The organism is Sphingopyxis fribergensis (assembly GCF_000803645.1).
Classification (GTDB): domain Bacteria; phylum Pseudomonadota; class Alphaproteobacteria; order Sphingomonadales; family Sphingomonadaceae; genus Sphingopyxis; species Sphingopyxis fribergensis.
On record NZ_CP009122.1, the window covers coordinates 4,308,495 to 4,331,655 of the forward strand.

Annotated in this window: 20 protein-coding genes and 1 other annotated feature; of the genes, 10 read left to right on the forward strand and 10 right to left on the reverse strand. The window is 62.0% G+C overall.

Annotated elements, in window-relative coordinates; all coding sequences use genetic code 11:
- Nucleotides 1-8 precede the first annotated feature (8 nt).
- Nucleotides 9-413, forward strand: a complete 405-nt coding sequence (locus SKP52_RS20170; RefSeq protein ID WP_147367372.1) for a hypothetical protein — start codon at nucleotides 9-11, stop codon at nucleotides 411-413.
- 1 nt (nucleotide 414) lies between these two features.
- Here SKP52_RS20170 and SKP52_RS20175 read toward each other — a convergent pair.
- From SKP52_RS20175 to SKP52_RS20190, 3 genes are all read right to left on the reverse strand, one after another.
- A protein-coding gene (locus tag SKP52_RS20175) for an IS3 family transposase (protein WP_119592530.1) occupies nucleotides 415-1,643 on the reverse strand; the annotation gives its coding sequence in 2 pieces (ribosomal slippage) (nucleotides 415-1,355 and nucleotides 1,355-1,643; 1,230 coding nt in all).
- Nucleotides 1,246-1,362: a sequence feature (AL1L pseudoknot), on the reverse strand. (Overlaps the previous gene by 117 nt.)
- 12 nt (nucleotides 1,644-1,655) lie before the next feature.
- A complete protein-coding gene (locus SKP52_RS26280; RefSeq protein ID WP_052208624.1) occupies nucleotides 1,656-2,489 on the reverse strand; it encodes a hypothetical protein in 834 nt (277 codons plus the stop codon).
- A gap of 49 nt (nucleotides 2,490-2,538) precedes the next feature.
- A protein-coding gene (locus SKP52_RS20190) for an IS3 family transposase (protein WP_119592876.1) occupies nucleotides 2,539-3,902 on the reverse strand; the annotation gives its coding sequence in 2 pieces (ribosomal slippage) (nucleotides 2,539-3,554 and nucleotides 3,554-3,902; 1,365 coding nt in all).
- A gap of 149 nt (nucleotides 3,903-4,051) precedes the next feature.
- On the opposite strand from SKP52_RS20190, the gene SKP52_RS20200 reads away from it, so the two are divergent.
- The 4 genes from SKP52_RS20200 to SKP52_RS20215 all read left to right on the forward strand — a co-directional run bounded on the left by SKP52_RS20200 (nucleotide 4,052) and on the right by SKP52_RS20215 (nucleotide 9,301).
- Nucleotides 4,052-4,759, forward strand: coding sequence for a tyrosine-type recombinase/integrase (locus SKP52_RS20200; RefSeq protein WP_147367355.1), 708 nt, complete (start codon nucleotides 4,052-4,054; stop codon nucleotides 4,757-4,759).
- Nucleotides 4,756-6,546, forward strand: a complete 1,791-nt coding sequence (locus tag SKP52_RS20205; protein ID WP_052208626.1) for a recombinase family protein — start codon at nucleotides 4,756-4,758, stop codon at nucleotides 6,544-6,546. The genes SKP52_RS20200 and SKP52_RS20205 overlap by 4 nt, the downstream gene beginning before the upstream one ends.
- A 734-nt stretch (nucleotides 6,547-7,280) precedes the next feature.
- The gene (locus tag SKP52_RS20210) at nucleotides 7,281-7,751 is read left to right on the forward strand and encodes a lasso peptide biosynthesis B2 protein (RefSeq protein WP_228383713.1); all 471 of its coding nucleotides are present in this window, start codon (nucleotides 7,281-7,283) and stop codon (nucleotides 7,749-7,751) included.
- Nucleotides 7,751-9,301 carry an adenine nucleotide alpha hydrolase family protein gene (locus SKP52_RS20215; RefSeq protein WP_039578025.1) on the forward strand — a complete coding sequence of 517 codons (1,551 nt, stop codon included), beginning with the start codon at nucleotides 7,751-7,753 and terminating at the stop codon, nucleotides 9,299-9,301. Before SKP52_RS20210 ends, SKP52_RS20215 begins: the two co-directional genes overlap by 1 nt.
- On the opposite strand, the gene SKP52_RS20220 is transcribed toward SKP52_RS20215, so the two are convergent.
- Both SKP52_RS20220 and SKP52_RS20225 read right to left on the reverse strand, forming a co-directional pair.
- A complete protein-coding gene (locus tag SKP52_RS20220; RefSeq protein WP_267127987.1) occupies nucleotides 9,232-9,816 on the reverse strand; it encodes a DUF6445 family protein in 585 nt (194 codons plus the stop codon). The genes SKP52_RS20215 and SKP52_RS20220 overlap by 70 nt on opposite strands.
- A 246-nt stretch (nucleotides 9,817-10,062) precedes the next feature.
- Nucleotides 10,063-10,770 (reverse strand): hypothetical protein, encoded by a 708-nt coding sequence (locus SKP52_RS20225; RefSeq protein WP_225082413.1) that lies wholly within the window; start codon nucleotides 10,768-10,770, stop codon nucleotides 10,063-10,065.
- 662 nt (nucleotides 10,771-11,432) lie between these two features.
- Here SKP52_RS20225 and SKP52_RS20230 point away from each other — a divergent pair.
- From SKP52_RS20230 to phnX, 4 genes are all read left to right on the forward strand, one after another.
- A complete protein-coding gene (locus SKP52_RS20230; protein ID WP_039578028.1) occupies nucleotides 11,433-11,858 on the forward strand; it encodes an Arm DNA-binding domain-containing protein in 426 nt (141 codons plus the stop codon).
- A 161-nt stretch (nucleotides 11,859-12,019) separates the two neighbouring features.
- Nucleotides 12,020-13,309, forward strand: a complete 1,290-nt coding sequence (locus SKP52_RS20235; protein WP_228383714.1) for a DUF5690 family protein — start codon at nucleotides 12,020-12,022, stop codon at nucleotides 13,307-13,309.
- Complete coding sequence (locus SKP52_RS20240) at nucleotides 13,287-14,411, forward strand: TIGR03364 family FAD-dependent oxidoreductase (RefSeq protein ID WP_039578031.1); 1,125 nt, start codon at nucleotides 13,287-13,289, stop codon at nucleotides 14,409-14,411. The genes SKP52_RS20235 and SKP52_RS20240 overlap by 23 nt, the downstream gene beginning before the upstream one ends.
- Nucleotides 14,412-14,416: 5 nt before the next feature.
- Nucleotides 14,417-15,247 (forward strand): phosphonoacetaldehyde hydrolase, encoded by an 831-nt coding sequence (phnX, locus tag SKP52_RS20245; RefSeq protein WP_228383715.1) that lies wholly within the window; start codon nucleotides 14,417-14,419, stop codon nucleotides 15,245-15,247.
- On the opposite strand, the gene SKP52_RS20250 is transcribed toward phnX, so the two are convergent.
- The 4 genes from SKP52_RS20250 to SKP52_RS20265 all read right to left on the reverse strand — a co-directional run bounded on the left by SKP52_RS20250 (nucleotide 15,248) and on the right by SKP52_RS20265 (nucleotide 21,841).
- The gene (locus SKP52_RS20250) at nucleotides 15,248-16,021 is read right to left on the reverse strand and encodes a UTRA domain-containing protein (RefSeq protein ID WP_139181702.1); all 774 of its coding nucleotides are present in this window, start codon (nucleotides 16,019-16,021) and stop codon (nucleotides 15,248-15,250) included. It abuts the gene before it with no gap.
- A gap of 87 nt (nucleotides 16,022-16,108) precedes the next feature.
- The gene (locus SKP52_RS20255; protein ID WP_039578037.1) at nucleotides 16,109-18,922 is read right to left on the reverse strand and encodes a TonB-dependent receptor; all 2,814 of its coding nucleotides are present in this window, start codon (nucleotides 18,920-18,922) and stop codon (nucleotides 16,109-16,111) included.
- Between the two features lie 316 nt (nucleotides 18,923-19,238).
- Nucleotides 19,239-19,808: a phosphonate degradation HD-domain oxygenase gene (locus SKP52_RS20260; RefSeq protein WP_039578040.1), complete on the reverse strand. Its 570-nt coding sequence runs from the start codon at nucleotides 19,806-19,808 to the stop codon at nucleotides 19,239-19,241.
- Between the two features lie 137 nt (nucleotides 19,809-19,945).
- A complete protein-coding gene (locus tag SKP52_RS20265; protein ID WP_081997457.1) occupies nucleotides 19,946-21,841 on the reverse strand; it encodes a metallophosphoesterase in 1,896 nt (631 codons plus the stop codon).
- Between the two features lie 194 nt (nucleotides 21,842-22,035).
- Between SKP52_RS20265 and SKP52_RS20270 the strand changes: the two genes are divergently transcribed.
- On the forward strand, nucleotides 22,036-22,599 hold the full coding sequence (locus SKP52_RS20270) for an exodeoxyribonuclease III (RefSeq protein WP_228383716.1): 564 nt from the start codon (nucleotides 22,036-22,038) through the stop codon (nucleotides 22,597-22,599).
- Nucleotides 22,600-22,670: 71 nt separating this feature from the next.
- Here SKP52_RS20270 and SKP52_RS20275 read toward each other — a convergent pair whose 3' ends face one another.
- Nucleotides 22,671-23,153: a hypothetical protein gene (locus SKP52_RS20275; protein WP_148309197.1), complete on the reverse strand. Its 483-nt coding sequence runs from the start codon at nucleotides 23,151-23,153 to the stop codon at nucleotides 22,671-22,673.
- Nucleotides 23,154-23,161 lie beyond the last annotated feature (8 nt).

The following is a 23,161-nucleotide window of genomic DNA, read 5'->3' on the forward strand; positions in this document are numbered from 1 at the left end:
CCGGTGATATGAAGCACATCCTCTTGCACCTGATGCCGTCACCGATCGTTTCGGTTCCGTCAGGTACTCAAATAGGCGCGGCAGGCAGGAAGTCGGGACAGCCAGGCCGCGGATTTGAGCGAGCCGGGGTGATGGCGGACGGCGTCGGGGCGCGGTGGCGGTTCGCAGTGACATCGCTGATGACCGCAATGACGATGGCGGTCGGTCAGCCGGTGCTGGCCGATGTTACTGATCAGACCATGCTGGACGCGCTGCCGGAGCGTTTCGGCCCCGATCTTTCCGCACAGTCCTTCGGGGACGAACAACGGGCGCTTGCGAGCACCGTGAGCGACTATCTGTCGGGCAGCTATTGTATCGCCGGCCAGCGATCGATCGTGAACCGCCCCGCGATTGCCGGAGGCCATTTGGTTTGAGTTATGCCGCCATCGGGCGTTCGTCCAGCATGGCGTAGTATCGTGCTTCGGCTTCGGCGGGCGGGATGTTGCCGATTGGCTCGAGCAACCGCCTGTTGTTGAACCAACTCACCCATTCGAGCGTGGCATGTTCGACAGCCTCGAACGACCGCCACGGCCCGCGTCGGTGGATCACCTCGGCTTTGTAGAGTCCGTTGATCGTTTCGGCCAAAGCGTTGTCGTAGCTGTCGCCAACGCTGCCCACCGAAGGTTCGATCCCGGCTTCGGCGAGACGCTCGGTGTACTTGATCGAGACGTACTGGCTACCGCGGTCGGAGTGGTGGATAAGACCGCCATGATGGACGGGCCGCCGATGATGGATCGCCTGCTCCAGGGCATCCAGGACGAACCCGGCATGCGCGGTCCGGCTCACTCGCCAGCCCACGATATAGCGGGCGAACACGTCGATCACGAAGGCGACGTAGACGAACCCGGTCCAAGTCGCGACGTACGTAAAGTCCGACACCCACAGCATGTTCGGCGCCGGGGCATGGAACTGCCGGTTGACCTGATCGAGCGGGCAAGGCGCCGCCTTGTCGCTCACCGTCGTCTTCACCGGCTTGCCCCGGATCACGCCCTGCAGACCAAGATCGCGCATCAGCCGCTCGACCGTGCATCGGGCGATGTCGAAGCCTTCGCGCTTCATCTGCCGCCACACCTTCCTTGCACCATAGACGCCGAAGTTCTCGGAGAACACGCGCAGCACCTCGGGCTTCAGGGCCTGATCGCGCTGGGCACGGGCCGACATTCGCGAGGGATCGCGCCGCTGCGCGACACGCTCGTGGTAGGTGGATGGGGCGATCGGCAAAACCCTGCAGATCGGCTCGACCCCGTACTCCTCGCGATGCTCGTCGATGAACCCGCTCATCGCTTCAGTGGGCGGTCGAGCTCCGCCTGGGCAAAATAAGCAGACGCCTTGCGCAGGATCTCGTTGGCCTGGCGCAGCTCGCGGTTCTCGCGTTCCAGCGCCTTGAGCTTGTCAGCCAGCTCGGACGGAACGCCAGCACGCATGCCCTTGTCGACCTCGGACTTCTTCACCCACTCGAGCAGCGTGTAGGCCGAGCAGCCAATCTTGCCGGCAATCGATGTCACCGCGGCCCAGCGCGAGGGATGATCCTTCTCGCTGTCGAGAACCATCCGCACCGCCCGCTCGCGAACCTCGGGTGAAAACTTGTTCGTCGTCTTGCTCATAGACCCTTCCTCTCAGGAGTTGGGGCCTCCGGCAATCGCGGGGCGGTTCATGCCGTTCTTCATGATGTAACCGAAGTTGATCGGCTTATCCTGGTCGGCCAGATCGAGCTTCAGGTTCAAACTGGCCTTGAGGTCGGCATAGACACCCAGTGGTTCAAGCACCGACAGGAACGACCGGATCGCGGCCGGCAGGGAAGGATCGCGCTTCGCCATCATGTCCCAGAAGTCCGCCGAGCTGATCGACTGCGGGCCTCTTTGGGCAGCGGCTGGGATCGGGTGGACGGTCGCCGCCCCATCCTCGACACGGACAATCCCGCGCTCGATCATCACGGTCTTGGCCAGCGTGCTGGGCACCGCGAGAATGTCGCCTGCCAAGTTCCGCCATGTGGCAAGCTCGACGAGCGCGAAGGTAAAATGTGCGCCCGCATGGCTCTGTAGTAGATCGCTGAGTGCCTCCGTCTCTGTCCTGATCCCGTCGCCCAGGACGATGACCAGCATTCTGCCTCGCCGCAGGTTCAGCGAGACCGCGTCGATGAACTCCGCTTCGTCCAGAGCTTCGGGATGATCACGGACAAGATCATACAGGCGTCGCTGTGCCTGCTGCCCTCGTGCAACAGCCGTCTCGAATGCCTCGAATTCCATCAGGGTGAGCGCGGCGACATAGTCCAGCGCCTGCGCCACCACCTCGCGGCGCATCTGGCCGTTCCGCCAGAGCTTGGTCTCGACCAGCACGATGTCGCCGGAAGGCGTAAGATAGAGATTATCGATATGGCCGTGGCCAGTCGGCACTTCGCGGGCGGCCGCGATCAGATCGCCGAAACTGTCCGTCGTCAGAACATTCGGCACAACTCGCGGCGTAGATTAGCGGAGTGCGGACCTCGTCAGGGGGTTGATGTTAGGCGGCGAACTTGCGGTGCTGCAAGCGCCGATGTTCGATGGTCTGTCGCTTGATCCTTTCGCGCAGTTTGATGATTGCCGGTGCCCTGCCGAAGTAGGCATCGGCGGGCGTCACGTTGCTGAGGCTCTCGTGGTAACGCTGGTGGTTGTAGTGCTCAACGAAGGCCTCGATCCGGGCCTCGAGGTCGCCGGGCAGGAAGTAGTTTTCCAGCAGGATGCGGTTTTTCAGGGTCTGATGCCAGCGCTCGATCTTGCCCTGGGTCTGCGGGTGTAGCGGGGCACCGCGCACATGGCTCATCTTCTGGGCCTCGATGTATTCCGCCAGTTCGCCGGCGATGTAGCTGGGGCCATTGTCCGACAGCAGCCTTGGCTTGTGCAGCACCGTGGCGCTGTCGCAGCCCGATGCGGCCAGTGCCATGTCCAGCGTGTCGGTCACGTCCTCGGCGCGCATGTTGGTGCACAGCTTCCAGGCGATGATGTAGCGTGAGAAGTCGTCGAGCACGGTCGACAGGTACATCCAGCCCCACCCGATAATCTTGAAGTAGGTGAAGTCGGTCTGCCACATCTCGTTCGGCCGGGTGGTCTTGGTGTGGAACTGATCGGCGGCCTTGATCACCACATAGGCCGGGCTGGTGATCAGGTCATGGGCCTTCAGAAGGCGGTAAACCGTGGCTTCCGACACGAAGTAACGCCTTTCGTCGGTAAAGCGCACCGCCAGCTCCCGTGGGCTCAGCTCGGACTGCTCCAGTGCCAGTTCGATGATCTGATCATGGATGTCAGGCGGGATCCGGTTCCACACGCGGCTCGGTGCCGATGGCCGATCTTCCAACGCCTCCGGTCCGCCTTCGAGGAACCGGTCGTACCAGCGGTAGAACGTCCGGCGTGCGATCCCCAGCTTGTCGAGGGTGAGCTTCGCCGGCAGATGCGACTGCTCGACGATCCGGATGATCTCGAGCTTCTCGGATGCGGGATATCTCATTCGTCGTCGCCCCCATCCGCGATCATGCTTTTTTTGAGCAGACGGTTTTCGAGCGTCAGGTCGGCCACGCATTCCTTCAGGGCACGGGCTTCGCGGCGCAGGTCCTGCACCTCGCCGCTGGTCGCGGCACGAGCCGTGTCACCCGCCAGGCGCCGCTTGCCCGCTTCCATGAACTCCTTCGACCAGGTGTAATACAGGCTCTGGGCAATGCCTTCCTTGCGGCATAGTTCGGCAATGCTGTCTTCGCCACGCAGCCCATCGAGCACAATGCGGATCTTGTCTTCGGCCGAAAAATGCCGCCGGGTCTGCCGCCGGATGTCCTTCACCACCCGCTCAGCAGGGGCCTTGGCAGGCGATTTTTTCAAGGAGTGTTGGGGCTTCATCTTCGTTCCTTCGTCACTACGACGAAGCCCCAACACTCCTTAATTCACAACCTCAAATCTGTGCCATTGGCGCTGACGGGGAACAGACGATTGCGGGCGCCGTTCGGGGCATCGCCTACGTGTTGCGGGCCTGCGCACCGCCCGATGGCGTGGACTGGCTTACCACGCTCGCACACCGGATGACGAACACCGCGAAGCCGTCACGTCCCAAACTGCCGCGCATGGTTCGGATAGGCAGCATCATTCTGCTCTCCGACAGGCTGATGGACATCGGCCTCGAAAAACTGCGGGTCGGCCGCCGCAGCGGCGCTCCGATCTATCGCGACGGTTTGCTCATCGGCTTGCTCATCCACCGCCCGATGCGTCGCCGCAATCTCACGGACCTGCGGATCGGCCATAACCTGTTCGTCGATGACTTCGGCATCAGGATCACGATCCCGCGCAAAGAGACCAAGAAGGGGGTTCCCTTCGACGGTTATGTTCCCAAGCGGCTCGAAGAGGCGACATTCACCTATCTCGATCGGGTTCGACCTGTCCTGCTCAAGAACGATATTCCTGACGAGGGCTGGCTCTGGGTGGGGCGCCGAGGCAGGCAGGTGACGGCTGATCAGATCAGCACGCGCGTTACTCGCATCATGCGGGAGCACTTCGGAAGAGACCTCTCGCCGCACCTGTTCCGCGATTGCGCGGCCACCGAAGCTGCCCTTGAGCGCCCGGAGCTTATCGGCATTACGAAGCATGTGCTCGGCCATATGACGCTGGCTTCGAGCCAGAAATTCTACAATCAGGCGACCAGTTTCACCGCCTTCTCCCGCCACGCCGACGTAATTCGCAAGCTGCGGGGAGAAGGATCATGACCCGCGCGGCCATTTACGTCAGAGTATCGACGGCCCGCCAGGCCGAGCGCGACCTGTCGATTCCCGACCAGATTGCCCAGTGCCGCACATGGTGTCAGCGGCAGGGTGTCGAAGTGGTCCAAATCTTCTCCGAGCCGGGGGCGTCCGCGCTCGACGAGGATCGGCCGGTTTTTCAGGAGATGATCCACACGGCGAAGCGCACAGACAAACCCTTCGATCTCGTGGTCGTGCATTCACTCAGCCGCTTTAGCCGGGACTCGCTTCACTCGGAACTCTACATCCGCGAATTGCGGAAGGCCGGGGTGGAACTTGTCTCGATCACTCAGGACGTCGGCCAGGACCCGACCGGCGAGATGTTCCGCAAGCTGTTGCACATCTTCGACGAGCATCAGAGCCGGGAAACCGCCAAGCACGTCCATCGCGCCATGCTGGAGAATGCCCGACAGGGCTTCTGGAACGGTTCACGACCGCCTTACGGCTATGGCGTCGAGATCGCTGAGCGGCGAGGCAGCAAGGATAAGAAGGTGCTGGTCGTAAACGACGCCGAGGCGCGCGTCGTTCGCATGATCTTCGACATGGCCGCAGGTGTGGAAGGCCGGCCCATGGGGGTAAAGGCCATCGCAACATGGCTCAACGAGCGCGGTATCCTTCGGCGAGGGCGCAGGTTCTCGACCGGAGGTGTCCACGCGATCCTGACGGCGAGCACCTATCATGGACAGCACTACTTCAATCGCACCGACAGCAGGAACGACCGTCCCCGTCCTCCTTCCGAATGGATACCGCTCGCCGTTCCGGCGATAATCGAGGAGAAGACCTTCAACGCGGCGCAGGCGCTCCTGCAGAGCCGCGCGCCCAAGCGGGTGGCGCCGCGCCTGGTCAACACGCCGACGCTGCTCGCCGGGGTGGCCCGATGCGGCAATTGCGGCGCTGCGTTGATCCAGAACACCGGCAAGGGCGGACAGTATCGCTATTACTGCTGCTCGCGCCGTCTCAAGGAAGGCCCCTTCGGCTGCAAGGGGCTGCGCATGCCGATGGACAAGCTCGACGGGATCGTGATCGGCGAGGTGACGAAGCGGATACTGCATCCGGATCATCTGAAAGAGCTGCTGGAAAACTATCTGCACACGGCGATCGAACGCGAGGATCGCAACCGCGATCGGCTGCGGCAGATGCGCCTGGATCACAAGGAAGCCGAAGCAGGCATCGCCCGGCTGCTGGAACTGGTCGAGAAAGGGCTGATGGATGCCGAGGACGCTTCGATGCGTGAGCGGCTGGTCAATCTGCGGTTCCGGCGCGATGAACTTGCCGAGCAAATATCCGACCTCACCCGTCGCCTCGCCATGGCCGAGCCGGTGATCACGCCCGCCAAGATCGAGAAGCTGGCGCTGCTCCTGCGCGACAAGCTGCATCACGGCCAGCCTGATCTGCGCCAGGCTTATGCCCGGCTGCTGCTCAGCGAGGTGTGCGTGAACGACCGGGAAATCCGCATCAGCGGCTCGAAAGCCGTGCTGGCCCGGAGTGCGGCAGCGGGCGTGGCCAAAACCACGCCCGCAGTTCTCTCTTTTGTTCGAGAATGGTGCACTCGACAGGATTCGAACCTGTGGCCTCCGCCTTCGGGCAGCAGGGGAACAACAAGGAGGAAGGCAAGGCGAAGTCATGTTCCGCAATCGACGTCCTCGCACCGATGTCGTCTGACAGGGGGCAACTTCGCGCGGCATTGCAAGGGGTCCGTGCAGTTGACTGGACACCGCTTGCCGCCGGACTCGATCGTGCCGAGGCTCTGCTGACGGCCTCCTCAACGCCGAGGGAGCAGATCATCTATGTTGTGTCAGATGGCGAAGAGACCTGCGGCGGCGATCCCGTGACCTCCGCCCGACGCATCGACAGCGGTCGCGCGCCGTCGATGCCGCAGGATGGATGGAGATCTGCCCACACCCGTTCCTATACGCGTCAGTTCGCCAAGGCCAGGGCCGGACAACCGTGACCCGTTCATTCAGGCACCTCGATCAGCTTAACCTTATGGGCCGTGCGCCGCCGATGGTCGCTGAAGCGCTCCCCGTTGCGGCTCTCGGTTCGGACACCATTGCGTTTCCAAGGCTTGCAAAGTTTGCAGCCGCTCCGCTGGTTCCGCGACCTTTTTCTTTTGCAATGCATCGAGGTTGTCATCTTTCTGTCGCAAGCGAGGCGCCGTTCGTTTGTTCTTGACTCTCATACATCGTTTTGGATGATTAACCACGACATCCATCGCCCAGGGGGGATCAATACATGACGTTTCTTCGCGCGCTGTTTCAGGCTCTGTTCTGTCATCACGCGGCTGCCGGCGCCGTTCGCGGGGGCAGCGGCCACTTCAACGAACAATGCCACCCCGGCACCTATAACTGAACGGAAAGCGGCCGCTGAAAGCTGGTCGCCTGTCAGGATAGATGACCGCCGCTGCCTGATTTACGGGCCGCGGTTCGGAAAACTGTACCTGCTCTCTGTGGAACGCCTTGGAGACAGGGTGTTTCGCCAGGTGATCGGCTTGTCCGGTCCAGACGACGCAGCACTCGCCGATCCATCCGACCGCGTTGGCTGGTCGCTTGCGAGCCAGGGCGACGATCTTCGCCCTGGGTCCGGATGGCGGATGCGGTTGGCCTATCACCTCCTTCATCATTCGCGTCATGGCCTGCCGTTCAGGCTGAGTGCGAAGCTGATCGGGCTGGCAGCGAGCCGTTCAGCAAGCCATCCGCACGGCGGGCAGAACACGGTAGAAGCGATCGCGCGTGCGGTTGCCGCCACGGAAGATGCCGTCGGATTCTCCGATTGCTATCCTCGCGCCTTGCTTACCGCTTGGCTGGCGCTTGCCGCGGGCAACTCCTGTGTTCTGGCGATCGGTGTGCTGGCGCCGACGCGAAAGTTGCACGCCTGGTGCACGGTCGCCGGTGTCCTGCCGTTCGAGCCGGTGGCAGAGCATTATCTTTATCAACCGGCCTGGACCATCACGCTGCCCTGATGCCGGCCTTTTTTCGCCCAACCACAACGAATGTCGAAATTGGAGACGCCGAACTCGAGGTCCGCACTTCGGTCGCCACCCGGCACGTCACGCTACCGGGCTGCGGCATCACCTATCTGTGCCTCTATGACGATGAAATCGATCAGCGGACCGAACTCTTCATCAGGCGCTTGGCGATGGCCGGCACGGAAGCGATCGCGCCTTATCTTGAACTGACCGACATCGCCTTCATTGTGCGGCATGATGGCAGTTTGTCGGTTATGCGCGGCGGAGCGTGCCCGATTGCACTCTATTACTGCCCAACCGAGAAGGGGCTGCGCTTCACAACCGCCCTGCCCGTCGCGAACACTTCACGCCTTTCCCGGCGTGGAATCATCATGGCCGTCGCCGCAGCGTGCCAGCACTCTTCTTATGAGCCGAACGCTTTCACCGAAACGCCAGTCGCCGGATGGCACCGGGTGCGTCGCGCCTCGATCAACCATTTCGTCGCGAACCGGCTCGAACGCTGCGAACTCATCGATGGACGACCGGTCCGCACAGTGAGCCGGGAAGAGATTGCCGCAGAGGTCCGTGCGGCATTCATGGCGTACGGGAATTCGCAGGCCGGGATCACCAGATCGGTCCTGGAGGTTTCAGGCGGATTCGATAGCACGCTTGCCGCGACCACACTGATGGCGCGGCAGGACATGCACGGCATCTCATCGGTCTATCCCTATTATGAGTTCCGCGACGAGGTCGAAGTGCAAGCGGGTGTCGCTGGAGAACTTGGAATTCCCCGCACTATCCTCGACGGCACAACGCTTTTCCCCTACGCGCCCAGCGACGAGCCTGTGCGCTGGGACGAGCCGTCGGTCTATGTAACCGGCATCCGCCATGCCGAGCAGGTTGCGCGCTTCGCCAGTCGGCACCATGCACAGCGCATCTATATGGGGCATGGCGGGGACCAATGCTTCGCGACGGATCTGACCTCAAGGGAAGGACTTGTCCGCAATCCACCGGGGCGAGGACCGTTTTCAGCGCGAAGCTGGGCCATTGTTTCCGCAGCCACAAAGGCCACTAACGCATCGCCCTGGATGGCCCGGTCAGCCGGCACGTTCGTCTATGACGCGCGGCAGGACCTATGGGTCAAGGAACGATATGGCGTCACCATCAGGACGCCGTTTTCCGATCTGCGCATATTTCAGGCAGGTCAGCTCTGGTCGGAGCACTCGGCGGCAAGGGGCAAGCGGCCCGACAAATCGATCCTGGTGGATGCGCTGGGCAGCTATCTTCCCGACGCCGTTGTCCGGCGGAAGGGCAAGACGGCCTATGACGGCGTTTGGATGCGCGCTTATGAACGCCATGCCACTCATATTGCCGATTGTTTCGATCGCGCCGCCGCCACGCTGGGGCATCTGGGCATTTCCGCAACATGGTTGATTCGCAGGACCCGCGCGCTTGGTGCCTGGAAGCCCGTGTCGGACAGGGAAGTGCTGGCGCTCTACGCGGTCGCGTTCTGGATTCTGGCTTGGGAACTTGACCGACCGGAGGAGCTTTGCTGGGCGCCGTGATCCCGGGTAGCAATATCGAAGAAGAAATTCTGAAACAGCCTGCCGTTCTCCAACCGGTCGCCGAAATAGGCGCTCGCGCCATGGGCGAGATGCGCGTCGAACAGGACCAGGCGGTTATAGATATTGCTGATCCGGTCGATCTCCTCCCAGTGCCCGCGGTCGAATTCCGCATCGCTCCCGAAGGTCAAGGCCATCAGTGCGGCGTCGCTGGACCGTCGGCGCAGACCGCTCCGGCGCCCGCGGAAGAAAGACAGGCCCGCTCCCAGCGGGGCGTCGGGGGTAAGAAACAGGACGCCTGCATAAGACTGACTGTCGGAATGATACGGGATGGCATCGTTGGCGAAGCAAACCTGGAATCGCCCGTTGGCGGTATTGTCGTCCCAATGCGCCAACTGATGACCGAGCAAATCCTCGAACCTTTGGCGATAGGGCGCCAGATGCAGGAAACGCGCCTCGGTACGCAGGCCGGCGCTGTGCATTTTGACATAGGGCTGCCTGAGCGCCGTCGCCCGCACGCCGTCGGGATCTGTCAGAAAGTCATCGACGACGATGATCTGCGGGCCGGTGCTATCAACGACCATTGTTCCTTCCTTCCGCGAGCTACCTCCAAGGTGCCAGTTTATCTTTCGCGTAATCCTCAGACATGCTGACCACGATCGCGTGGTGAAGATTCACCTGAAGCGTTCTTCGAAATACGCATACCACATTCGTTGAAGCGCAGCGGGTTGCGGCAGAGTTGCACAAGCGCGGCACTCGTCCCCTCATCGGGGCGGTGAGCAGGGCTTTCCTTCATATTCATGCCGGTGGAGCTTGTATTCACCCCCGCTCCAGCGAACCACTGGAAAACAGAACCCCGGTCCGCCGACCTGAATGTCGGGAAAATTGTCCGAACCTCTTGTCGCAAGCAACTCGGGAATTCCGATGCCGGCCGTCATAACCTTCCATTGGCCGTTCGGCTGCCGGGTCAACAACTGGAAGCTCAAACCCGACATGCCGAAGCAGATCGCGCCGCCTTCAGTCACGATGACCTCGGGCCGGCCATCACCATTGATGTCTTCGATTGTCCCTATTGCACCGGCCTCATAGGACGCCCCCGCCGGCGGGTCTCCGCATGTGCCGCTTTCCCATTGTCGGCGCTTCTGTACATAGGTGAAACCTGCGGCCTGGAAGATGCTTCGCATCTCTGAGCTAACGCCATCCAAAGAAGCGCCCGAAGTTGACGAGCCGGCAACGGAATTGGCTTCCACGCTTGCCGCCGCGACACGATCAGCGGCGGCTGAAGTGGGCTCCGCCCCGGCTGATGAAGCGGGCGCCGCCAGGGCGATCCTTTCCGGCGAAGTTCCCGCTTCACTACCGCCGCCACCTGCAATTTCCTCACTCGTCGCACTCCGGCCCGATTGGCCGCCACAGGCCGTCAACGCCAAAGCAACCACCAGGGGACCCAGTTTCCGGTCGAAGGATTTTATCATTTGCCCACCTCTGCACTGCTCTACGGCTTTACCGCCGCCTGTCCTCAGTTCCATGACAATAATACTGGCGTTGCCATCAAGCGATTGCCGAACGGCACGACCTCGGCACTGTCGTAAAGGCTCGCCCCGAAGGCGAAAGCGATTTCTGCAGGCCTCGGCGAGCGCTCGCAAACCGACGAAATCGTCGGTCTTAACTGTTGCGCGATCGCGACGCCGAGACAGGTGTCTCAAATCTCCGGCTGAAATCCAGGAACTCTCCACTGATAGCGCCGTCGATTCGCGAGCAACCGCGCCGCCGAGGACTGAAGATTCGTAAACTATTGAAATTGAGGGGGTTTGGTGGAAATTGCTGCTTCCGCGACTGCTTCCGTGGTGGAAATTGCGCTGGAGGCCGCACAAGACGCCTGATTCAAGCGTTTGATTTCTAAGGGGAAATTTGGCGCACTCGACAGGATTCGAACCTGTGGCCTCCGCCTTCGGAGGGAATATCGCTGGCTCCGCCAAAAAGCGCAAGGAGCCGCCGATGACCGCCTATCCTACTGTAAAACCTAAACAATTTGCATTTTGCCTCCGCCAAACTTACTCTTCTGTTCGCCACAGTTTTCGCCCGCGTGCTTACGTGGTGCTTACGCGAGAGGAAGCAGTAGGGTCGGAGGAAGCCCATGTCTAAGCTCACAAAACGCGTCGTAGACGCCGCAGAAAGTCGCGCAAAAGATTACGTCATATGGGACGATGAACTGCCCGGCTTCGGCCTCCGCGTGTTCGCGTCCGGCAAGCGCAGCTACGTGATCCAGTATCGGCTCGGTAAGCGGTCGCGGCGCTTCACAATCGGATTGCACGGAGTCTGGACGCCTGAGCGCGCGCGCCAGGAGGCAAAGGTGCAGTTGGGACGGATCGCGCAGGGCGAAGATCCGGCTGAAGAGAAGCAGCTCGACAGCAAGGCGATCACCGTCAAGGAGCTGTGTGAGCTCTACGTTGGCGATCTGAAAGCCGGCCTCATCCTCGGCAAGGGAGGCCGCCCCAGGCGAACGGACCGAGGATGCCCATTGCCTGAACAGCCGAAACACAAATGGTCCCGCTCCATCTGAGCCTTCCCGAACGAGGCATTATGGTGTGGCCGTCCCGAGTGGCGACCGGATGTGAGGCTATATAGGCGAGATCTGCGCGCCGATCAGATGACGATGACCATGTCACCATTCTGACCCACAACTGGTCCATACCAGATTGACTTCGATAATCTGGATATGACGTGTTTGAACGAATCGAAAAAGCTACGCGAACGACAATCGTTTCGCTCGGCGCGGGAGCCGCGGCGGCATTCTGCGCCTATTTTTCGATGTATGCCTTTCGCAAGCCATTCGCGGCGGCGACATTCGCTGACCAGCCCGCTCTGTTCTTCGATCTCGATTACAAGACGACACTGCTGATCGCCCAGGTTCTGGGCTACGCACTATCGAAGCTGATCGGCATCCGTATGATCGCCGAGTTCGGGCGGACCGGGCGGGCGGGCGCTATTCTGACGCTGATTGGCATCTCCTGGCTCGCGCTCATCCTGTTCGGGGCCGTGCCCGCGCCATGGAACATCGGCTTTCTGTTCCTGAACGGACTGCCACTCGGCATGATCTGGGGCCTGGTGTTCAGCTATGTCGAAGGGCGCCGCGCATCCGAGGCGATGGGCGCGCTGCTCTGCGCGAGCTTCATCCTCTCGTCGGGTGTCGTCAAATCGGTTGCGATCCTGGTCATGGACTGGGGCGTGGGAGAATTCTGGATGCCGGCGGTTACGGGGGCTCTCTTCTTTCCGCTTCTCCTGTTGTCGCTGTGGTTGCTCGAGCGGATGCCGCCCCCCGATGACCGCGACATCGCCGAGCGCACAGCACGCGTCCCGATGCGTGCGCGGGAGCGTGCAAGTTTCCTCCGCAATCATGGCGTCGCCATGCTCCTGCTCGTATCGGGCTATGTCCTGTTGACCGCGATCCGGGACTTCCGCGACAACTTCGCGGCCGAGCTCTGGATTGCCATGGGCCAGGGTGGCATCGCTTCAGTATTCTCCGCCTCCGAACTGCCAGTTATGATCGTCGCTCTGACCGCGCTGGGCGCGCTGACGCTCATCCGCGACAATATGCGGGCTCTGTTGGCCATGCACGGAATCATCCTGATCGGCGCGCTACTGCTGGGCCTCTCAACGCTGGCGTTCCAGCACGGATGGCTTGCGCCATTCTCCTATATGATCTTGACCGGCGCCGGACTCTACCTCGCTTATACGCCGTTCAACGCGATGCTGTTTGACCGCATGATCGCCGCACTCGGCCATGTGGGCAATGCTGGTTTTCTGATCTATATCGCGGACAGTTCGGGCTATGTCGGCAGCGTTGCGTTGCTTCTGTATCGAAGCTTGGCAGCCCCATCGATGGACTGGCTCTCCTTCTATATTTCTTGCGCCTATCTCACGGCCATCGCGGTGGCGGTGCTGACCGTCTGTTCGGCTGCCTGGTTCCATTTCCATGTCGGGAAACACCATGTTCGCCCATCCGCCGCCTGACCTTGCCATTGTCGGGGCCGGGATCGTCGGCCTGGCCCATGCGCTTGCGGCGGCTAAGAAGGGAAAGCGGGTCCTTGTCGTCGATCGCGACGCGCAGGCAAACGGAGCCTCGATACGCAATTTCGGCTTTGTCACCGTGACTGGACAGCAGCGCGGGCGGGTGTGGGCTCTCGCGCGCCGCAGCGCCGCGATCTGGCGCGACATCGCCCCGCGCGCCGGAATCTCGATCGAGCAGCAGGGATTGCTGATGGTTGCACAGCGCGCCGAAGCCGCCATCGTGATCGACGCCTTTGCCGCTACCGAGATGGGCGAAGGCTGCGAACGCCTGACAGCCGCACAGGCACGCCGCCACTGTCCTGAACTGAGCGGCGAAATCACCGCGGCGCTGCTGTCCAGCGCGGACCTGCGGGTAGAGTCGCGCAGCGCCATCCCCCTGCTGGCAAAATGGCTGCACGACGCCTGGAATGTGCGCTTCATCCGGGGCGTCGCCGCCAGCCGGATCGAGCCGGGCGCGATCATTTTGAGCAACGGCGAGCGCATCGTGGCGCCTCGCATCATCGCCTGCCCCGGCGACGACTGGTCTAGCCTCTTCCCTGCTTCCTTTGCGGAGGCGGGCATTACACGCTGCCAGTTGCAGATGCTCCGCCTGGCCCCGCCTGGATGGCAGTTGCCCAACCCGGTGATGAGCGACCTCTCGATGGTGCGCTATCTGGGTTACGCCGATCTGCCGGAATCCGCTCCGCTTAGAGAACGCCTCCGGAGCGAAGCGCGCGATGAACTGGATCACGGCATCCATCTGATCGTAGTGCAAGGCGCGGATGGATCGCTCGTCGTCGGGGACAGCCACATCTATGCGCCGACCCCGGAACCCTTCTCGTCCGCAGCCGTCGACGCAGCGATCCTGCGCCAGTTCGCCGCGGTGTTCGGCGGCACGCTACCCGTCGTCGAGCGGTGGACGGGCACTTATGCCAGCGGTCCCGACCACAGCATCATACACGAGCCGTTGCCCGGCGTACGGCTGGTGGTGGTGACGAGTGGCACGGGCGCTTCGACCGGCTTCGCGCTGGCGGAGGATGTGGTTTCTTCAATCTTCGAGGACTGACCGAAATGATGGAATCCCGTTTGCCCTTTTCCAACGCCCTCCGGGCGGTGATCTTTGACTGGGCCGGCACGATGATCGATTTCGGCAGCCGGGCGCCGGTGATCGCACTATGCCAGACCTTCGCCGAACATGGCGTGCCGATCACCGAGGCGGAAGCGCACGAGGACATGGGCCGGGCGAAGTGGGATCATATCGCCCGCCTGCTCGCCAAGCCGCGCATCGCCCAGGCCTGGTCGGAGACTAAGGGGAGCGAGGCGACACCCCAGGACGCCCGAATACTGTTCGAAGCGATCGGTCCCGCTATGATCGAGGCCGCACGCGAATGCGCCATCCTGGTCCCCGGCGCGGCGGAAGTGGCGTGCGGCCTGCAACGTGCCGGCGTGAAGGTCGGCTCCTGCACCGGTTATACACGCGCAATGATGGAGGCGATCCTGCCTTACGCGGCGGAGCAGGGCTACCGGCCCGACCATGTCGTATGCGCCGGGGAAACGCCTGAGGGGCGTCCTTCTCCGCTCATGGCCTGGAAGAACCTTGTCGAACTGGGTGCCTGGCCCGCCTACGCCTGTGCCAAGGTCGATGACACCGAGGTCGGCATCGCCGAAGGCCGGGCGGCGGGCATGTGGACGGTCGGGGTGGCCGCCAGCGGCAACGAGATCGGCCTGACCGCTCAGGCGCTCGCCATGCTGCCGCCAGACGAACGGCAAAGGCTGATCGCACGCGCGACCGATCGGCTGATGACGGCGGGGGCCCATCTGGTCATCGCCACCGTGGCCGACCTGCCCGAGGCGCTGGGCCATTTGCCGATAGGTTCTCCGCCGGATGTGCGGGTTCCGTGATCAGGCGTCCGGTTCGCCACGTACCGACAGGTCGACGTGGATACGGATGGCGTCGTGGCGCCAATATTCCTGATCATACTCGACCACGCGCCCCTTTTCGTCGAAACTCGTCCGCACCACCGTCAGGCTGGGCGCGCCCGGCTTAGTGCCCAGCGTTTCAGCGGCCTCCTTTGCCAGCGCGCAGGGCCGCATGTCGACACGATTGCGCGCGACGACGACGCCATATTTGTGCTTGAGGATCTGCGTCAGCGAGCCATCGAGATCGTGATCGAGCAGGCCGGGAGCGAGCGCGGGATCGACGGTGATCCGTTCAACGAGCACGGGCCTTCCGTCGATCGTCCGCATCCGCTCGATCACGTGGAGCGGCGAACCGGGCGCGACGCGGAATATGTCGGCCAGCGCGGCGTTCGCGTTGATGCTTGATTTGGCCAGCGTTATCGTGGCCGGCGTGCGGCCCTGTTCGGTGACATAGGCCATGAAGCCCGCCCAGCGCGTGGGATCATAAGTGATGGCGGGCGGGGAGACATACCAGCCTGATCTGTCGCGACGGTAGATCAGCCCTTCGGCTTCGAGCTGCGCCAGCGCCTGCCGGATGGTGCCCCGCGCGAAGCCGGCACTGGTTTGGAACTGCCGCTCCGACGGAAGCCGGGAACCCGCCGGCAGCTTGCCTATCTCGATATTGAACGCGATCTGATCCCGCAGCGCCAGATATTGCGGCCCGGCCGCTTCGCCCGGCTTGCCCTCCATGGGGATCATGTCAGCGCTTTGTCGCATGGCGAAGCTTTGCCGTCCGGGTCCGGGGCGGTCAAGGCGCAATGCCGGGCCGCCACCCGCCAGATAGCGGATGGCGGCCGGCTCATGTCAGAACACGTAGCTGGCGCGCATCAGGAAGGTGCGGCCCGGCTCCATATAGTCCTTCATATAGGAAGGATTGTCGCCCTTGGTGGTCCAGTATTTCCAGCCGCCAAGGATATTGGCGACATCGAAATCGACCGCAAACTGATCGGTCAGATGGAAGCGCGAGTGGAAATCGAGGCTCTTGTTGGGACGGACCCATTTGTCGACCGCATTATCGCGCATATCCTCGATGAACTTGCCGCGATAATTGTAGGACAGCTTCGCCTCGATTCCATATTTCTGGAACGTCAGCGCCGCATTGTACATCAGGTGCGGTGTGTTGATGAGGCGGATCGGGCGCCCCTTTCGATAGGGCAGACCGGTTTCGGCCTCGCTGTGCTGCACAGTCAGATTGGCCTCGATCCCGAAACCGTCGAACGGCTCGGGTAGTCCTTGCAGCGACTTTATGAAATTGAACTCCATGCCATAGACCTTGGCCGTCTCGCCATTCTGTGGCTGGGTGATCTCGATCGAGCCGTTCGGCGTTGTTGCCGGAACCTCGCTGCCGTTGGTGAAGATGAAATTGCGGATGCGCTTGTAGTAGGCGGTTGCTGAGATGATGCTTGAGGAATCGGGATAATATTCCGCCGACAAATCGAGGTTCAGCGCCCTTGCCGCCTTGAGGTCAGGATTGCCGCGGCTGATCGCGATGATCTCGCCAGTGCCAGGTTCGCGGGTGACGCTTTGGCCGGCGGAAATATATCCATATTCAGGCGGGGAATAGCCCGTCCAGATCGCGGCACGCACAGTGGCTTTCGGCGAGGGGCGCCAGATGGCGTTCACGCTGGGAAGCAGGACAGTATACCCGCGATCGGTCGTGTCGAAACCGCTGTTGGCGCCATCGTCCGACCAGAACACATTATGTGTCTCGCGGCGTTCCATGCGGGTGCCGGCGATCACTCTTAGCGTATCGAAATCGAAATTGGCCAGCGCATAGGCAGCGTAGACCTTCTCGGTCGACCGCTTGTCGTCCGCCAGTTGATCCGTGTCGTCGGGAGCGAAAGGATTGACCTGTTCGGCCGCCCTGATCGCCGCGATCACGGCCTCCCGGCTGAAGACGTCGCCATAATAATATTGCCCGCCCAGCATACTGGTGACTTCCTTCTCGACCAGCCCCGACTGATCGAGGTTGAGCCCGTCGAGCGGGGTTCCGGCGAAGTCGCCGTCATATAGCCGGGTGCTGTCATATTTCCGTTTCGACCGCATGAACTTGGCGCCCACCTTCACATGGTCGAGCACACCGCCGACATCATATCGTCCGTCCAGCCGGAAGGCGATGCGGTTATCGGTCTGCTTGCTGCGCTCATGTGAGGCGCCGTCGAAGAGGAGAAGCGACGAATCCGTTTCGACGGAGCGGGCGAAGGCGGGCAGCCCCGCCTTGGGAAAGCGGGGATTGCTCGACACCCAGTCAATGCCTGTCGCATTAAGCGGCCAGGCGCATTGATCGCAGCCATAGCTGATCGAATAGCTGTCGGGATTGCTTCGTTCTCCGCCCGAATAGCTGAGATCATACTCCAGTGACAGCTTGCCCAACTGGCTGCTGCCGCCGGCGTTGACCGTATACAGGGTCTGGTCGAGATTGATCGTTTCGAAATTGCGGGCGAACTGGAACTGTTTCGGATTCCATACGCCAGAGCGGCCGTTCAGCGACCAGTATCCATTGGTCCCCGTGTCGGCATCGGTGATCCTCCCATCACCGTCGCGATCGACGATCTGCGCGGTGGTATAGCCGTAGATCTTGCCCTTGACCGGATCTTCGCCGACGATCATCGCATCGGGCTGAGCAAGGTTGCGGTCCTCGATGTCTACTTGGGTCAGCCGCGCTGTCGGGCGGTTGCGATAATCGGTGAGGTCGTTCGTCCCGCGTTGCTCCTGCCGTGAATACTGGCCCCGCAGGTAAAGCTGGGTCGCGTCGCCGCGATAGTCGAGGGAGATGTTCCCGCCGTAACGGGTCTGCTTGAGGCGCCGGTAGTCAAGGTCGATGCCGGGAAGGTGCATATTGCTTTCGTCGATGATCTCTTCGGCGTCCTTGCGCCAGTTATAAGGCTCCCACTCACCATCATTCTCGGTCTCCTGGCCATTGCCATGCGACACGCCATAATTGGCGGAAACAAAAATGCCGAAGCGGTCGTCAGCAAAACGGGTGCCAAAGTCGCCCTGGATCTGGTAGCTACCGGCCTTCTCACCGGCCTTGTCCGCCTGCTGGTTGATGCCTGCGGCACCGTAAAGGCGGATGATCGTGGAATCCTTGAAATCGAAGGCGGTCGGCGTCCGGAAATTGATGGTGCCGCCAATCGCATCGCCATCCAGGTCGGGTGTGAGCGTCTTGGTAACGCGGACCTCGGCAAGACCGTTGGGGGGGAGAACGGTCAGGGATACGTCGCGGCTGTCGGGGTTGGTCTGCGCGACGCGCACGCCATTGATCGACACCGCATTATAGGTGCCCGCGAGCCCGCGTACCGTGACATATTCCCCCTCACCGGTGTCCTGGTTGACGATCACCGAGAGCCCTGGGATGCGTGCGAGCGAGTCTGCCACATTGGCATCGGGCAACTTGCCCAGATCGTCCGCTGATATGACGTCCACGACATTATCCGCGGTTCGTTTGGCGCCGATCGCGGTTTCTGTGCTGAGCCGCTGACCGGTAACGACGATTGTCTCGCCCGGCGCTGCATCTTCGGCATGGCCGATTGCAGGGACGCAGGCTGCCGCAAGCGCGGCGCAGGACGCGGATAGGTGAAAGGCTGAGCGCACGGCCGACGGCCTGGTCGATTGCATGATCGGTTCCCTTGAATAAATCCCTCGAACTGACCGATCGGTTCAGGATCGCCGGCTAAAATCCGAATCACCTTCAAGCGGTCAACTGGTATAGGCCAGAATGTCATGACACGGTGATTACATATGCTGCGTTTGCGAGAGAAATGCTGAAGCATGTCAGACAGGATGCCGGCCTCAGTTCGCACAGCTGCGTGAACAGCATCTGAGAGGGTGCTGGTCTCGGCGGGTACCTCGTGAATCGGCAGTCTGGCGTTCCCTGGCTGGAGCGCTCCGTTCACTATGCGGGATGGAGGAGCATGCGGCGCGTCCGAACGCGCTAGTTGCGCCCGCCCAGTGCTTCGCGCGCGGCGCGATCGCCAATCAGCCGCTCTAGGAGGGGGCGGTAGGATTCGAGTTCGGAAACCGCCCAGTTCTTGCGCTTTCCGGTGTCATCATAGCGCCGCAACCTGATCGCTTCCTCGAAGAAACGTGCCTGTGCAAAAGCGCTCGCCTCCGCCGCGGTCATCGGGCCGCCCTGAAGCTGGAGACTGAGTTCCGATGCGCGGCTCAGCGCTGAACGGTAGCCGGGCTCCGACGCACAGAGATAGCGCTTCGCCTCGACATGCATCCTGACAGGTTCGGTCACGCTGTCCGGGAAAGCGGTGGCGAGAAAGGCCGCGCCGATGACCTCGTGTCGGGCATCGATACCGCGCTGCTCCGCTGCATTTCCGGCATCGTCGATGAACTGCCCGATATCATGCAACAATGCGGCAGCGATCAGCGTATCGGGCGCCCGGTCTTCGCGCGCGAGTTGGGCGCATTGCAGCGCGTGCTCGAGCTGGGTGATATCCTCGCCATAGGTGAGACGTCCGAATTTATTGATTATATTGAATATTTTATCGATCATCTGATCCGAGCCCAATCTGGAAGATGTGGAAGCGCTGGCCGACGCAAGGGGCAAATGCACTGGCGCAGACGGACGACTTATTGGACTATACCAATAATTTCAACCGGAAGCCCTGCGCGAAGTTCGGAACAGATGCGCTACTTGGTAATGGTGAAGGTGTCGCGCAAATGGCCATCGGCATCGATCGCTTCGGCCTCAAGACGGTCCCCCGCGCCGCGCAGCATCAGATAATGATGGTCGCGAAAGGTCTTGCGGTTGAAGCCCGGCTTGGTCGGCTGGAAATCCTCCAGATTTCCGCCCATGCCTCCGACCTGCACATAAGTGATGCCGTTCGCCATATCGATCTTGCCGCCCCTGATTGGCCAGCTGCGCTCGTAGGTATGGAGGTGACCGACAATGACGAGGTTGACTGAGTGCTTCTCGTAGATCGGCTCCAGTTCCGCCGTCACCACCGGATCGCCGCCGTGCGACACGCCTGTCCAGCTATCGCCGTAATCGTCCTCGTCGGTGGACCTCAGCGCATGATGATGCATGGCGATCTTCCATTTCGCGGTCGACGAAGCGAGCGCCTGATCCAGCCAGGCCCTCTGCCGCGCGCGGAAGCCAGGCTCGCGCTTTTCGCGATCTTCGAGATTGCTGTCGATGACGAAAATTTCGGCGTCACCGTAGCGGATATTGAAGAACGCCTCGTCGCCGGGCTGGCGGTGATAGTGGCGGAACCAGTGCAGTTCGCTCTCACCGTTTCCGGGTGCCGCTATCACCGGAACCCGGCCGAACAGCGGCCCCATGCCGGCGAAATACTCATGCGTCCATTCAAAGCGGCGCTCGAGCGAACCGCCATCGGTGAGATCGCCGGCAAGTAGCAGGACATTGGGGCGCTCTTCCCAGATGAGCGCGCTCATCCGTCGGTTGATATGGGTGCGTGCTTCGGTGTCGGCGCTGATCGCCATGGTGAAGGGGACTCCCGGCGGCGGCGCGGTCCGGAATGACAGAAGACCGGATCGCACTTCGTTGCCTTGCGTGTCCACCCCTGTCACACGGTAGAAATACGGCGTATCGACCTTCAACCCGTCAAGGCGTAGTCCGCCGATCCGCTTGCCATCGCGCGGGATCTGGCGCGATTGCAGTGCATCGGCCGTCTCCCCCCACTCAACGGTGGTTGCGACCGGACGGTTGGTTTCCCAGGAAAGCTCGATAGACGTGGTCGTCGGCGTATTGAGATAAGGGGGCTGAGTGAAATGGAGCGCCTTGTCGGTCAGCCAGCCTTCCTCGACGAGCCGTGCGCGGCGATCGAACGCGGCCTTGACCTCCGCCGCACTAAGCGCGCGACCGTAAATGGCCGCAGCCTTGACCAGATCGTCCAGGCGCATGAAGCGCTCCGCCTCGAAGAAGCCGCTCAGTTGCAACGAGGCGTCGGAAACTGCGTTGGCGGGAAGCTCCGCCTGCCCCTTGACGACTCCGTCCACATAAAGCGTCCAGCGCGCGCCGTCTCGCACGCCCACGAGGTGATGCCAGCGGCGCTTGTATCCCTCGCCGGTCTCCGCCTTCAGCAACGGCGCACCGTCCGCACGTACCGGGCCAAACAACGCCTCGCCCGAGATATAGCCAAGGGCCCAGTCGGGACGCGGCTGGCCGCTGTCGATCAGCGCGCCGATGCGCTGATTGACGTGGTCGAGCAGCCAGAGTTCCACCGTGAAGGCTTCTCCGCGCGGTTCGGCGTCCAGTACTCGGCGTTCCGTCGCCCGCATGCCGGAAAGAACGGGCATTGTGCGTTCCGTCGAGATCAAGGGTAAAGGCGGTGTTTCTCGCTTCGGCGCCGGGTCAGCTCGCCGCGGCAAGGCATTGTCAAGTTCGAAGGTCCATTCGGCCAAAGGTCGAAGCGCGGCAGCAACTGGCGCAGGCTGGTCACTGGCTTCGGCATGGCTGACGGGCAGCACTGAGCCGAGGAGCGCCACAGTTGCGGCGATCATTCTGGAAAACCGGGCCTTGCTTCCGCTTTCCCGGTTCGCTCCGAATGTGGCAACACCCGCCATAGGTCAATCTCCAATCAATTCTGGACTAGACCAGTATCCGGAATCGGGGACAATTTCATGACATCGTGCGCTGCCCATCTATTGCGACGAGAGCCTGCGGCCTTTCCTGTGCTTACTGGCAGCCGGCGCAAAAAATGCAGCCTTGCGTACAGAGCCCGGTCGGATGGTGGAGATCACCGGCGCGCAATGGGTCGATGTTTGCCAGTAACAGGCCTGAGCGTGGCCTTCCTGGCGATCCGGGTGACATGCAGAGCCGGTACATCGAGGCTGCGGTGAACGGCGTCCTCATCGCCGGCCTCTATCTGCCGAACGGCAACCCGCGTCCCGGCCCGAAGTTCGACTACAAGCTGCGCTGGTTTGACCGGCTGCAGGCGCATCTGGCGTCGCTGATCGATCTCGAAGCCCCGGTGATCGTGGCGGGAGACTTCAACGTGATGCCCACGGATATCGATGTCTATGCCCCGGAACGATGGCGAGAGGATGCGCTCTTCGCATCCGAGGTCAGGAAAGCCTGGCAGCGGCTGCTGGATCAGGGCTGGACAGATGCGATCCGCCTCCTGCATCCGACCGAAACAATCTACACCTTCTGGAAATATTGGCGCCGCTCATTCGAGCGCAACGCTGGCCTCCGGATCGGCCATTTCCTGTTCAACCCTCCAGCGCTGGATCGGCTTCTCGCGGGGGAGGTCGACACCCGCCCGCGCGGTTGGGATAAGACCAGCGACCATGCACCGGTGTGGATTGAGTTCGGCGATTGAGAGTTTTGTGAAGGATGGAGATTGCTGCGGGATCGCCCGGACGGTCGGGAGCGTCAGGCGCCATCGGCCCCTCAACCCACGCAACATCCAAGCGTCGCGCTGTCGTTGGTGGCGACCGGCGCCGGCGCCATTGCACCGCGATGCTGCGACGGCGCGGCGGGGCCGAACGTGAGGCGCAGCATGATCCGGGTGGAGCGGAGCGCGACGCGCATGGCGGACGCAAGTCCGGGATTACGGCTGACGTCGAGCAGCGCCGCGTCGCAGCTGTTCGATTCGTGCAGAAGATTGAGCAGGCGGTGCTCGTCGACCGACAGGCCGTTACGCGCCGAACTGCCATCACGGACACGGAAGCGGCGTCCCGAACAGGCTTCGTAGAGCCCCAGCACGCTGTCGATGACAGGCGCGAGGATGCCGCAATGACAGGTGTCGAGAACGCGATAGAGAGCCGGTTGGACCGACTGGCGATTATCGCGGGCGTGGCGCCATGCGCGCGCCGCATCGAGAAACATCGAATCGACCGCCCCATGTGTGGGCGGGATGAAAGCACAGGTCACAGGCCATC

Coding starts and splice junctions, on each gene's coding strand:
- SKP52_RS20170 (WP_147367372.1), top strand. CDS start 9: ATGAAGCACATCCTCTTGCACCTGATGCCGTCACCGATCGTTTCGGTT.
- SKP52_RS20205 (WP_052208626.1), top strand. CDS start 4,756: ATGACCCGCGCGGCCATTTACGTCAGAGTATCGACGGCCCGCCAGGCC.
- SKP52_RS20215 (WP_039578025.1), top strand. CDS start 7,751: ATGCCGGCCTTTTTTCGCCCAACCACAACGAATGTCGAAATTGGAGAC.
- SKP52_RS20225 (WP_225082413.1), bottom strand. CDS start 10,770: ATGATAAAATCCTTCGACCGGAAACTGGGTCCCCTGGTGGTTGCTTTG.
- SKP52_RS20230 (WP_039578028.1), top strand. CDS start 11,433: ATGTCTAAGCTCACAAAACGCGTCGTAGACGCCGCAGAAAGTCGCGCA.
- SKP52_RS20240 (WP_039578031.1), top strand. CDS start 13,287: ATGTTCGCCCATCCGCCGCCTGACCTTGCCATTGTCGGGGCCGGGATC.
- phnX (WP_228383715.1), top strand. CDS start 14,417: ATGATGGAATCCCGTTTGCCCTTTTCCAACGCCCTCCGGGCGGTGATC.
- SKP52_RS20250 (WP_139181702.1), bottom strand. CDS start 16,021: ATGCGACAAAGCGCTGACATGATCCCCATGGAGGGCAAGCCGGGCGAA.
- SKP52_RS20255 (WP_039578037.1), bottom strand. CDS start 18,922: ATGCAATCGACCAGGCCGTCGGCCGTGCGCTCAGCCTTTCACCTATCC.
- SKP52_RS20260 (WP_039578040.1), bottom strand. CDS start 19,808: ATGATCGATAAAATATTCAATATAATCAATAAATTCGGACGTCTCACC.
- SKP52_RS20265 (WP_081997457.1), bottom strand. CDS start 21,841: ATGGCGGGTGTTGCCACATTCGGAGCGAACCGGGAAAGCGGAAGCAAG.
- SKP52_RS20270 (WP_228383716.1), top strand. CDS start 22,036: ATGTTTGCCAGTAACAGGCCTGAGCGTGGCCTTCCTGGCGATCCGGGT.